Source organism: Microbacterium sp. (genome assembly GCF_031178525.1).
Taxonomy (GTDB): domain Bacteria; phylum Actinomycetota; class Actinomycetes; order Actinomycetales; family Microbacteriaceae; genus Microbacterium.
This window is the reverse complement of sequence record NZ_JAPSJA010000058.1, coordinates 1-12,240: the sequence shown is the minus strand read 5'-3', so window position 1 is coordinate 12,240 and position 12,240 is coordinate 1. Positions and strand designations below refer to the sequence as shown.

9 protein-coding genes and 2 pseudogenes are annotated in these 12,240 nt (G+C 71.7%); 10 read left to right on the top strand and 1 reads right to left on the bottom strand.

What is annotated here, in order from left to right; genetic code table 11:
- From RIF89_RS05855 to RIF89_RS05840, 4 genes and pseudogenes are all read left to right on the top strand, one after another.
- Positions 1–324: pseudogene (locus RIF89_RS05855) on the top strand (ABC transporter ATP-binding protein); the annotation flags it as partial.
- Positions 321–1,316 carry an ABC transporter permease gene (locus RIF89_RS05850; protein WP_309068202.1) on the top strand — a complete coding sequence of 332 codons (996 nt, stop codon included), beginning with the start codon at positions 321–323 and terminating at the stop codon, positions 1,314–1,316. The pseudogene RIF89_RS05855 and the gene RIF89_RS05850, both read left to right, overlap by 4 nt.
- A gap of 1 nt (position 1,317) precedes the next feature.
- A complete protein-coding gene (locus RIF89_RS05845) occupies positions 1,318–2,361 on the top strand; it encodes an ABC transporter permease (protein WP_309068201.1) in 1,044 nt (347 codons plus the stop codon).
- Positions 2,358–4,664, top strand: coding sequence for a glycoside hydrolase family 3 N-terminal domain-containing protein (locus RIF89_RS05840; RefSeq protein ID WP_309068200.1), 2,307 nt, complete (start codon positions 2,358–2,360; stop codon positions 4,662–4,664). The genes RIF89_RS05845 and RIF89_RS05840 overlap by 4 nt, the downstream gene beginning before the upstream one ends.
- 132 nt (positions 4,665–4,796) lie before the next feature.
- On the opposite strand, the gene RIF89_RS05835 is transcribed toward RIF89_RS05840, so the two are convergent.
- Positions 4,797–5,141, bottom strand: coding sequence for a hypothetical protein (locus RIF89_RS05835; protein ID WP_309068199.1), 345 nt, complete (start codon positions 5,139–5,141; stop codon positions 4,797–4,799).
- A gap of 230 nt (positions 5,142–5,371) precedes the next feature.
- Here RIF89_RS05835 and RIF89_RS05830 point away from each other — a divergent pair.
- The 6 genes and pseudogenes from RIF89_RS05830 to RIF89_RS05805 form a co-directional block, all read left to right on the top strand.
- Positions 5,372–6,340: pseudogene (locus RIF89_RS05830) on the top strand (cystathionine beta-synthase); the annotation flags it as partial.
- Positions 6,341–6,456: 116 nt separating this feature from the next.
- On the top strand, positions 6,457–7,608 hold the full coding sequence (locus tag RIF89_RS05825) for a cystathionine gamma-synthase (RefSeq protein ID WP_309068198.1): 1,152 nt from the start codon (positions 6,457–6,459) through the stop codon (positions 7,606–7,608).
- A 70-nt stretch (positions 7,609–7,678) separates the two neighbouring features.
- A complete protein-coding gene (locus tag RIF89_RS05820) occupies positions 7,679–8,323 on the top strand; it encodes an acyl-CoA synthetase (RefSeq protein ID WP_309068197.1) in 645 nt (214 codons plus the stop codon).
- A complete protein-coding gene (locus RIF89_RS05815) occupies positions 8,320–8,631 on the top strand; it encodes an amino acid transporter (protein WP_309068196.1) in 312 nt (103 codons plus the stop codon). Before RIF89_RS05820 ends, RIF89_RS05815 begins: the two co-directional genes overlap by 4 nt.
- Positions 8,632–8,760: 129 nt before the next feature.
- On the top strand, positions 8,761–10,176 hold the full coding sequence (locus RIF89_RS05810; RefSeq protein ID WP_309068195.1) for an RDD family protein: 1,416 nt from the start codon (positions 8,761–8,763) through the stop codon (positions 10,174–10,176).
- A gap of 68 nt (positions 10,177–10,244) precedes the next feature.
- Positions 10,245–12,240 (top strand): FHA domain-containing protein (locus RIF89_RS05805; RefSeq protein ID WP_309068194.1); only part of this gene is annotated, 1,996 nt, incomplete at its 3' end.

The window sequence follows — 12,240 nt, the reverse complement described above, 5'->3', positions numbered from 1 at the left end:
CTGCTGGTGGCGGACGAGCCCGTGTCGATGCTCGACGTGTCGATCCGCGTCGGCGTGCTGAACCTGCTCGCCGAGCTGCAGCGCGACGAGGGGCTGGGCGTGCTCTACATCACGCACGACCTCGCCACGGCCCGGCACTTCTCGGACGAGATCATGGTGCTGCACCACGGGCGGGTGGTCGAGGCGGGCCCCGCCGACGACGTCATCCTGGATCCCCAGCACGAGTACACGCGCGAGCTGCGCGCGGCCTCCCCCGATCCCGAGAAGCACTTCGCCTCGGCACCTGGCCTGAATGCCGCCTACCCGGACGGAGGCATCGCGTGAAGATCCCGTTCCGGTTCATCCTGAACCGCGCCGCGTTCTACCTGTTCACCCTCTGGGCAGCCATCACCATCAACTTCCTCGTGCCGCGCATGATGAAGGGCGACCCTGTCAGCGCGTACATGAACAAGTACCGCGGTCAGATCACGCCCGAGGCGGAGCACGCCATCCGGACCCTCTTCGGCCTCGACGAGGAGACGTCGCTGTGGCAGCAGTACCTCGACTACTGGGGCCTCCTGCTGCGCGGCGACCTGGGTCGCTCGTTCTCCAACGGCCTGGCCCCGGTCGGTGAGGTGATCGCGGTCGCCCTGCCGTGGACGGTCGGGCTCGTGGGCCTGGCGACCATCCTGTCGTTCCTGACCGGAACCGTGCTCGGCGCGGTCGTCGGCTGGAAGCGCGGCAGCCGCGCCGACGTGATCGTGCCGATCACGACGTTCTTCTCGACCGTGCCGTACTTCTGGCTCGGACTCATCGCGATCGCGGTGTTCTCGTCGACCCTCGGGTGGTTCCCCGCCTCCCATGCGTACGACAAGGGGTCCGCGCCCGAGTTCACGATCGGCTTCGTCGGCCAGGTGATCGCGCACGGCGCGCTGCCGCTCATCACGATCCTGATCGCGTCGCTCGGCGGCTGGATCCTCGGCATGCGCAACATGATGCTCACGGTGCTCGACGAGGACTACATCACGGTCGCGCAGGCGAAGGGCATGCCGAACCGCCGGGTGCTGTGGCGCTACGCGGCCCGCAATGCGGTGCTGCCGCAGCTGTCGAGCTTCGCGCTGTCGATCGGCTTCATCGTCAGCGGCACGATCGTGATGGAGCTCGTCTTCTCCTATCCCGGCGTCGGCAAGATGCTGCTCGACGCGACCGCCGCGAAGGACTATCCGCTGATGCAGGGCCTGTTCCTGATCATCACGCTCGCGGTGCTGTGCGCGAACATCCTGGCGGACGTCGCGCACGCGATCCTTGATCCCCGCACCCGTCAGTCGGAGGGCTGAGATGACCAACACCGCTGCAGCCGAGATCCCCGCCACCGGGATCGGCGTCCCGGAGACCGCGACCATCCGCAGCGCCCAGGGAGGCAAGGCGCCGCGTCGCAAGACGGTCGCCGGGCAGATCGCCGCCTCGTTCGCGATGTTCCGCAATCCCAAGTCGCTCGCGGGCCTGATCATCATCGGCGTGTTCGTGCTGGTCGCGCTCTTCGGCGACGTCATCGCGCCGTTCGGACCGATGGAGAAGGACTACCAGGCGCTCCGTCAGGGACCGTCGCCCACGCACCTGCTGGGCACGACCCACATGGGCGAGGACGTCTTCAGCCAGATCGTGTTCGGCACGCGCGGCGTGCTGATCGTCGGATTCCTCGCCGGACTGATGGGAACCGTCATCGCCGTGGTCGTCGGCGTGATCGCCGGCTACACGCGGGGCTGGCGCAGCGAGTCGCTCTCGGCGCTCACGAACGTGTTCCTGGTGATCCCCGGCCTGCCGCTGATCATCATCGTGGCGTCGTCGTTCGAGGATCCGCCGCTGTGGATCATCGCGCTCACGCTCGCCGTGACCGGCTGGGCGTGGGGGGCGCGCGTCCTGCGCGCGCAGACAATGTCGCTGCGCAACCGCGACTTCATCCAGGCCGCTCGCGCGAACGGCGAGTCGCTGCCGCGGCTCATCTTCGTCGAGATGCTGCCGAACCTGCTCGCGATCATCGCATCGAGCTTCGTCGGCACCGTCACGGCCGCCGTGCTGGGGCTGACCACGCTCGCCTTCATCGGCGTGATCCCGATCACCAACCTCAACTGGGGCACGATCCTGTTCTGGGCCCAGCAGAACGGCGCGTTCCCCGCCTACTGGTGGTGGTACGTCCCCGCCGGTCTGTGCATCGCGATCCTCGGCGTCGCGCTGTCGCTCGTGAACTTCGGCATCGACGAGTACGTCAACCCCCGTCTGCGCTCGGCGGGTGAGCGCGCCCGTGCGATGAAGAAGCGCGGCCTGAGCGTCACAGACGCCGTCACCGCGGTGCGCCCCGCAAGCAAGGAACCCGCCTCATGACGATCAACACCGGCTCGACGACCATCCAGACCGCCTACCTCGACGCGACGCTGCCCGTCGCCGACCGCGTCGCCGACCTGCTCAGCCGCATGACGGTGGAGGAGAAGGTCGGGCAGATGCTGCAGCTCGACGCGCGGGACGACCTGGACGACCACATCCTGCGCCGGCACGCGGGGTCCATCCTGCACACCTCGCCCGAGCGGCTGGAGCGCGCCCACGCGCTCACGGCGCAGACCCGCCTGCGGATCCCGCTGGTCGTGGCCGAGGACTGCATCCACGGGCACTCTTTCTGCGAGGGCGCCACGATCTTCCCGACCCAGCTGGGCATGGCCGCGACGTGGGATGCCGGGCTGGTCGAGCGCGCCGCACGCGCGACCGCCGTGGAGGTCGCGGCGACCGGTGTGCACTGGACGTTCTCTCCCGTGCTGTGCATCACGCGCGACCTGCGCTGGGGGCGCGTGAACGAGACCTTCGGCGAGGATCCGCACCTGATCGGCGAGCTCGCCTCGGCGATGGTGCGCGGGTACCAGGGCGACGGGCTGACGGACCCCACCGCGATCCTGGCGTCCGCGAAGCACTTCGCGGGCTACTCCGAGACGCAGGGTGGACGCGACGCCAGCGAGGCCGACATCTCTCGGCGCAAGATGCGCTCGTGGTTCCTTCCGCCGTTCGAGCGGGTGGCGCGCGAGGGCTGTCGCACGTTCATGCTCGGTTACCAGACGACCGACGGCATCCCGATCACGATCAACGAGTGGCTCCTGAGCGACGTGCTGCGCGGCGAGTGGGGATACACCGGCACGCTCATCACCGACTGGGACAACGTCGGCCGGATGGTGTGGGAGCAGAAGGTGCAGCCCGACATCGCGCACGCGGCGGCCGCGGCCGTCCGAGCCGGCAACGACATGATCATGACCACGCCGACGTTCTTCGAGGGCGCACTCGAGGCCATCGATCGGGGGATGCTCGCGGAGGCCGACCTCGACGCGGCGGTGTCGCGCATCCTGACGCTGAAGTTCGAGCTGGGCCTGTTCGAGCGCCCGCGCCACCCCGACCTCGCGCGCATGGCGGACGTGCTCGGGCATGCCGACCACGAGGCGCTCAACCTCGAGATCGCGCGCCGCTCGCTCGTGCTGCTTCGCAACGACGGCCTGCTGCCGCTGGACGGCGGGCTCACGGCCGGCGCGGACGGGCGCGCGGTCGGGGCGGAGGGCGCGCGCAGGATCGCCGTGGTCGGGCCGCTCGCGGATGACGCGCAGACGCAGCTCGGCGACTGGGCGGGGAGCTCCGGGCAGGCGGGCTGGCTGCCCGACGGACAGCCTCGCGGCATGATCACGACCGTGCTCGACGGCCTGCGCGCGCACGCGCCGGTCGACTGGAAGGTCTCGTTCGCGGAGGGCGCCGACATCCTGACGCTCGTGCCCGATCCCGCGGGCACGCACTTCCCCGACGGGCAGCCGCGTCCGTTCGTGGTCGAGCCCGCGGCGCCCGACCAGGCGATGATCGCCGACGCCGTCGCGCAGGCCGAGGCCGCGGACGTCGTCGTCGCGGTCGTGGGCGACCGCATCGAGCTGGTGGGCGAGGCGCGCTCGACCGCGACGCTCGAGCTCGTCGGCGCGCAGGTCGCGCTGCTCGACGCGCTCGCCGCGACGGGCACGCCGCTCGTCGTCGTGCTGCTCGCGTCGAAGCCCCTCGTGCTGCCGCCGTCCGCTCTCGGTGCGTCCGCGATCCTGTGGGTCGCGAATCCCGGGATGCAGGGCGGGCGGGCGATCGCCGAGCTGCTTCTCGGACTGATCGAGCCGAGCGGGCGCCTGCCGCTGTCGTTCGCGCGGCACGTGGGGCAGCAGCCCACGTACTACAACCAGATCCGCGGCCAGCACGGCGACCGATACGCCGACCTCACGCAGAGCCCCGCGTGGGCGTTCGGGGAGGGGCTTTCGTACACCACCGTCGAGTACGCGGACGCGCGGATCCTGACGGCCGCCGTCACACGGGAGGACGTCATCCGGGCCCGCGTCACGCTGCGGAACACCGGCGCGCGCCCCGTCCGGGAGACCGTGCAGGTCTACGTGAGCGACCTCGTGACGTCGGTCAGCTGGGCCGAGAAGGAGCTCAAGCACTTCCTGCAGGTCGAGCTCGCGCCGGGAGAGGAGCGCGTGGTCGACATCGCGCTGCCGGCCGCGGAGTGCACGATCGTCGACGCGCGCGCTCGTCGCGTGGTCGAGCCGGGTCGGTTCGAGCTGCGCATCGGTCCGTCCTCGCGTGAGGAGACGCTGCTGCGGGTGGGGTTCGAGATCACCGCCTGAGACCCTCGCCCGGCCACCGCTTGTTCACTCCTCTGCGGCGGCGGGCGGGAGCAGCCGCGCGGGGGCGCTCGTGGAGCCGCGTCCCCGCGCGGTGGGCGTCATCGCCCGCCCCCGCTCGTGGAGCGCGATCGGTCACACGGGTGCGGGCACCTCGGCGGCGAGCAGCGCCCCCAGGAACCGGGCGATCTCGCCCGGGCCCGACCGGGGCGCGACCGCCTCGACGTCCGGGGCGTAGTTCGTGTCGGTGTTCACGTCGTACGTGATCATCCGGCCGTCCCGGGTCTCGGCGAACTCGAGCCCCGCGATCCGGATGCCGGCCGCGTCGAGGAACGCGCGGTGCTGTCCGACGAGCGGATGATCCGCCGTGATCTCGGAGCGGAGCGCGAACGGCGGGAGCGCCGTGCCGTCGACCGCGCAGGCGTCTGCCGGGCACAGCTCGAAGCTGCCGGCGCTCGTGTCGACGCGGACCGCGTACACGAACCGGCCGCCCACGTACTCGGCCCGCGTGTGTCCCGCGCTGTCGGGGCAGGTCCGATCTGCGGAGGGATTGGCGGATCGGCCGGCCGCGCGTTAGCGTGGTCGCGTGCACACCTGTCGCTGTTGTCGCTGAGGCCCGCGCGCTTCATTCGGAAGCGCGCCCCAGAACGACCACCGACAGCTTCCACGGCGACGCGCATGCCGCCGTGAACCACCCCTGAGGACACCTCTTGCGTTACGCACATTCCGTCGCCGGCCTCGTCGGCCAGACGCCCCTCGTCCGCCTGAACCGCGTCACGGAGGGCATCGCCGCCACCGTGCTCGCCAAGGTCGAGTACTTCAATCCGGGCGGCTCGTCGAAGGACCGGATCGCCGCACGCATCATCGAGGCCGCCGAGCGCGAGGGGAAGCTCACGCCCGGCGGTGTGATCGTCGAGCCGACGAGCGGCAACACGGGTGTCGGACTCGCGCTCGTCGCCCAGCAGCGCGGCTACCGCATGGTGTTCGTGGTGCCCGACAAGGTGTCGGAGGACAAGCGCAACGTGCTGCGCGCCTACGGTGCCGAGGTCGTCGTGACCCCGACGAACGTCGAGCCCGACGACCCGCGCTCCTACTACAGCGTGTCCGATCGGCTCGTCCGCGAGATCCCGGGCGCCTACAAGCCCGACCAGTACTCGAACCAGAACGCGCCGCGCAGCCACTTCGGATCGACCGGCCCGGAGATCTGGCAGGACACCGACGGCCGCGTGACCCACTTCGTGGCGGGCGTCGGCACGGGCGGCACCATCACCGGCGCCGGACGCTTCCTGAAGCAGGCCTCTGAGGGAGGCGTGCGCATCGTCGGCGCGGATCCCGTCGGATCCATCTACTCGGCCGATGACCGCTCCGGCGTGCACGGCTATCTCGTCGAGGGCGTCGGCGAGGACTTCTGGCCCGGCGCCTACGACCCGAGCGTCGTCGACGAGATCCATCGGATCTCCGACGCCGAGTCGTTCGCGATGACGCGCCGGCTCGCTCGCGAAGAGGGTCTGCTCGTCGGCGGGTCCAGCGGCATGGCGGTCGTCGCCGCGCTGCGCGCCGCGCGCGAGCTTCCCTCGGACGCCGTCGTGGTCGTGCTGCTGCCCGATCACGGCCGCGGCTACCTGGGGAAGATCTTCGACGACGACTGGATGCGCGAGAACGGCTTCGAGGTCGACGATCCCGACCCGCTCGTCCCGCCCGCGCTGCACGCAGAGCTCGCGGGGGCATCCGCCGCGACCGAGAACGACGCGTCGCGTCCTGCGACAGACGACGACGCCACCGAGGGGAGCATCGCATGAGCACTGAGCATCGATTCGACACGCACGTCGTGCACGCAGGACAGGCGCCGGACGAGACCACGGGAGCCGTGATCCCGCCCGTCCACTTCTCGACCACTTACGCGCAGGACGGCATCGGCGGGCTGCGCGCCGGCTACGAGTACGCGCGCGCCGGCAACCCCACGCGCACGGCGCTCGAGACGCAGCTGGCCGCGATCGAGGGCGGCGCGCGGGCGCTGTCGTTCGCGTCGGGCCTCGCGGCCGAGGACGCGCTGCTGCGCGCGCTGCTGCAGCCCGGCGACGAGGTGCTGCTCGGCAACGACGTCTACGGCGGCACGTACCGCCTCCTCGCACGCGTGCTCGGCCCGTGGGGCGTTCAGCTGCGCGTGACCGACCTCAGCGACCCCGCGGCGGTCGACGCCGCGCTCGCCGAGCGGGCCCCCAAGGTCGTGTGGGTCGAGACGCCCAGCAACCCGCTGCTGCGCGTCACCGACATCCGCTCCCTCGCGGACAGGGCCCACGCGGCCGGTGCCATCGTGGTCGTCGACAACACGTTCGCGTCGCCGGCGCTGCAGCAGCCGATCGCGCTCGGTGCGGACGTCGTCGTGCACTCGACGACGAAGTACCTCGGCGGACACTCCGACGTGGTGGGCGGCGCGCTCGTGTTCGCCGACGCGGCGCTTGCCGAGCAGCCGCAGTTCCTGCAGTTCGCCGCCGGTGCGGTGTCGGGTCCGCTCGATGCGTGGCTCACGACGCGCGGCATCAAGACGCTCGCGGTGCGCATGGAGCGCCACTCGTCCAACGGCCAGGCGGTCGCCGAGTTCCTCGAGGGCCACGACCGCGTGGCGCGCGTCTACTACCCTGGCCTGCCGTCCCACCCGGGCCACGAGATCGCGGCGTCGCAGATGGCGGGCTTCGGCGGCATCGTGTCGCTCGCGCTGGCCGATGCCGCGGCGGCTCGCCGCTTCGCGGAGTCGACGCGGCTGTTCACGCTGGCGGAGTCGCTCGGCGGCGTCGAGTCGCTCGTCAACTACCCGGACGAGATGACGCACGCGTCCGTGCGCGGGACCGAGCTGGCAGTGCCGGCCGAGGTCGTGCGCCTGTCCGTCGGGATCGAGCACGTCGACGACCTGCTCGCCGACCTCGACCGGGCGCTGAAGGGCCTCTGACCCCGGCGGTCGCTCAGATTCGCGCAACTAGACTGGATCCGTCCCTGTTGAGCCTCATCCTGGATCCGTCATGCCCAGCGCCCCCTTGCGAGTGACCACGCGTCACATCCAGCTGCTGCGCGCGCTGTTCCTGGCGGTCGCCGCGCTCATGATCACGTTCTCGCCCGACCACTCGGCCGAGGTGGGGCTGGCGGTCGTCGGCGGGTTCGGGATCGCCACGGCGCTCGTGTTCGCCATCGCGGCGTGGCTCGTCGCGCCCGCGGGACATCGCGGATCGGCGATCCTGCTCGCCGCCATCCATCTGGTCGCGGGAATGGCCGCGAGCGCGGTCGCGCTGCGCTCCGCGACGCTGTTCTTCGTGCTCGTCATCGCCTGGGCGCTCGTCGCCGGCCTCGTCGAGCTGCTCGGCGGCACCATGCAGCGCGCACGTCTGGGGCAGAGCGAGGCGCGCGACGCGATCGTGGTGGGGGCGCTGACCATGCTGCTCGGGCTGGTGCTGCTGTTCGTGTCGCCGGCGTACGAGCTCCGCTACTTCATCGAGGAGGCCGGCCGCGGGTTCACCCTGACCGGCACGACGATCGCCGTCGGACTTCTCGGCGGCTACGCGGCGATCGCGGCCGTGTACCTCGGCATCGCCGGCCTGTCGCCCCAGCCCGCCACGACCGCCGATCCCGACACCGCGCGCGCTGCGACGGCGCAGGAGGAACACCCGTGACCGACAAGCCCACCCGCCGCGACCTGATGCGTCCCGCCCAGCTGCTGGGCGTCGCGTTCGCCGCCGCCCTGTTCTCGGGATTCGTCACCGCCGTCACGATGGGCGCGTTCCAGGCGCTCCCCGGCGACGCCGTGGTGCGGGCGTGGTCCGTCGCCGCGATCGCCGCGGGCGTTGCGTTCATCGTCGTGCTGCTCGGCCTGTCGATGCTGCTGCTCGTGGTGGATCCGGCTGGGCAGTCGAAGACCATCGACCGTCCGGTGCTGCTGCCCAAGGGGGAGACGGCGGAGGACGACGAGCCCGAGCGCTGACCGCCGGGAGCTCCCCGGACCCGGGCACCTCTTCCCCTCGGCGGGCCTGAGCGACGGCCGATGCGCCCGCGCTGAGTAATGTTGACGCAGTCGCTGACGGTACGGGCGCGGGGGAAGGGATCCGACGGCGTGATCTGGGAGATCGACGAGGAGAAGCGGACGATCGAGGGGATCGACGCCTCCGGGCGTCCCGATCCCGCGTATGCCGCGGCTCTCGGCCTGGTGCGCGCGCCGTTCGGTCGCCGCGCGCTCGCCGTGCTGTGCGACCTCGCGAGCTGGTTCGTGCTGCAGCTTCCTCTCCTGCTGGGCGCGGTGCCGCTGCTGCTGAAGCTCGCGACGGGCTCGATCTCGCCGTACGGGTTCCTGAACCACCCGGACTTCGTGCTCGCCGTCGTCATGGCGAGCGCGACGGCGCTGTTCACCCTGGTGCTCGGGATCGTGCAGCTCGTGCTGCACGGGCGCAAGGGGCTCACGATCGGCAAGGCCGTGGCGGGCATCCGCACGGTCGACGTGCGCACGCTCGAGCGCCCCGGCGTCGGAGCCGTCTTCGGGCGGTTCGTGATCCTGGTGGGCGCGGCGATCCTCCCGCTCGGGCTCGCCCTCTTCTACCTCTCGCCGGTGCTCGACCCCGACGGGCGCGGGCGCGGCTGGCACGACAAGGCGGCCAGGGTGTGGCTCGTCGACGTGCGCAGGGGACTCAACCCGTACGACGAGAAGCGGATGCGCGTGGCGCGGAAGGTCGTCAAGGCCGAGCCGGCGCCCGAGCGCGCCCCGCTGCCGTCGCTGGCGACACCCATCGATCCGTCCGCCCAGCCCGCGTACCGGCCCGGAGGGCGGGTCAGCGCGGGCGTGATCGGCGTCGCCAGGCCGCACGACCCGCGGGAGCGGCCCGTGATCGGGCTCGCCGAGGCCGCGCCTGCTCCGGTCGTCGTGAACGGTGAGGGCGGCAGGCCGGTGCTCGGCGGCTATCGGCTGCGGGGCGACACCGATCCGTCGGCGGACCAGCCCTCGAGCGAGGCTGATCAGCCGCTGTCCGCGTCGACGCCCGCCGCGTCGCCCCCTGCCGCGCCGCCCGCTGTCGCGCCGCCCGCTGCCGTGCCGCCGCCGGTCGTCGACGCGTCGCCCTTGCCGGTGACGCCGACGGCGGCTCCCGCCGCGCCGCCGCAGGAGGTCCTCACGGGAGCCGACGCGCGCGCCGCCGAGCCGATCCCGCCCGCGGCGCGTTTCATGCTGCGTCTCGACACGGGCGAGGACCTGCTGGTCTCCGCGCCCGTCGTGCTCGGCCGCCGGCCGGACGGGAGCGAGATTCCGGGCGGCGCGCACCGCGTCGCCCTGGAGGACGACAGCAGGTCGCTGTCGAAGACGCATCTGCTGGTGCGACCGGCCGACGGCGGACTGGAGGTCGTCGACGTGCACTCGACGAACGGGTCGGCGCTGCTGCGGGCGGGCGTCGAGTATCCGATGGTCGCCGGCGTGCCGGTGATGGCCGTGGACGGCGACACGATCCGGTTCGGCGACCGCACCGCGGTCGTCACCCGGCTGTGAGCGATGACGATGGCATCCGGATCGAAGGCGATCGTCGCTGACGCGACGTCGGGGAACGGGGGAGAGGCATGAGGCTGAAGCTGACGCTGCATCGCGAGGGGATCGATCCCGTCGACATCGTCATCACGACGGACTCGACGGCGACCGCGGGCGATGTCGCCCGGTACGTCGCCGAGGCGGACCCGACGCGCTCCCTGCAGCCGGCGGAGGACGACGTCCTCACGCTCGCGGTCGCACCGCCGACGGGGGAGCGGCTCGTCCCGCTGCAGCCCGACGTGCCGATCGGCGAGGCGCCGATCGGCTCGGGCTTCGCCGCCTCGATCGTGAACCTCGGTCCGGTTCCCCGACTGGCGCTCGGCGACGGCCAGCGCGAGGCGATCGCCGTGCTGCGCGCGGTCGACGGGGCGCTCGCGGGAGCGGAGTTCCGCATCTCGGGCGCTCACGCCTTCCTCGGGCGCGACGCCGCGAACGACGTCGTGCTGGCCGATCCGATGGTGTCCAAGCGTCACGCCCGGCTCGAGATCGGCTCGCACATCGAGGTCGTCGACCTCAACTCCGCCAACGGCGTGCTCGTCGACGGCGTCGCCGCCCAGCGCGTCCGGATCGAGGAGGGCAAGCCGTTCGTGATCGGCGGCACCACGCTCGTCGCCTACCTCGTGCGCTCTTTCGACGGCAGCGCGAGCGAGGACCCGGTCATCGAGCGCGGCGGCGGGCTGCTGTTCAACCGCAGCCCGCGCGTCGAGGTGCGCTATCCGGGCACGGCGTTCAAGTCGCCGCGGCTGCCCACCGAGAAGATCGGCCGGATCTTCCCCTGGCCCATCCTCGTGGCGCCCATCCTCATGGGCATGGCGCTGTACGCGCTGAACGGCAATCCCCGCTCGCTGCTGATGATCTTCATGACGCCGCTGATGATGTTCGGCAACGTCATCAACCAGGCGGCGCAGAGCCGCAACCAGCAGAACCACGAGTTCGTGCTGTTCGAGCGGCAGTTCGAGAAGCTCGAGGAGGACTTCTTCCACGGCAAGCCGGAGGAGGAGCGCGCCCGCAACGCCGAGGCGCCGCCCGTCGCCGAGGTCTTCGAGCACGCCATGCGCCTCGGGCCCATGCTCTGGACGCGAAGGCCCGAGCACTGGAACTTCCTCGGTCTCCGGCTCGGCAGCTGCCGGCTGCCCGCCCGCAACTCGGTCGACGACTCCGACGTGCCCGACGGCCTGCCCGAGTTCATCGAGCGCGTCGACAGACTGCGCGAGCGATACGCGTTCGTCGACGACGTGCCGGTGTTCGACACGCTGGCCGACGCCGGATCCGTCGGCATCGCCGGCCCGCCCGCGCCCGTCGCCGACGCGATGCGCGGCATCGCGGTGCAGCTGTTCGGCCTTCACGCGCCCAACGACGTCGTCGCCGTGGCGTTCGCCGATTCGATGTGGACCGGCGAGCTCGATTGGCTCAAGTGGATGCCCCACACGTCGAGCGAGAAGAGCCCGTTCCGCGACGTCGCGCTCGCCGATTCGGCGCCGACCGCCGCGGCGCTGCTGAGCGCGCTCGAGGAGTACGTGCTGCGCGCCGGCGGCGGGCGAGAGCCGCGCGGTCCGTTCAAGGAGGACTGGAACCCGCTGCTGTACGGCACGGACGTCGCGCGCGCCGCGAACGACCACAAGGCCACGCCGCCCCTGTCGGTGATCGTGTTCGTCACGAGCGACGCCCCCGTCGACCGCGGGCGCCTCACGGATGTGCTCGAGCGCGGCGCCGACCGGGGCGTGCACGCCGTGTTCGTGTCGCCGACGGTCGAGTCGCTCCCCGCCGTCTGCCGGAGCTACATCGACGTGACCCCGGGTCTGGAGGACGCGCAGGTCGGCCTGGTGCGCAACGGCGAGCTGTTCGAGCACGTGCGCGTGGAGGGCGTCTCGAACGCGTACATGCAGATGCTCGCGCGTCGGCTGGCCCCCGTCGTCGACGCCAGCACCGTCGTGCACGACGCGTCGGACATCCCGAGCTCCGTGATGTTCCTGCAGCTGGTGGACCCCGCGATCGCGGAGGATCCGCACGTCGTGATCGAGCGCTGGC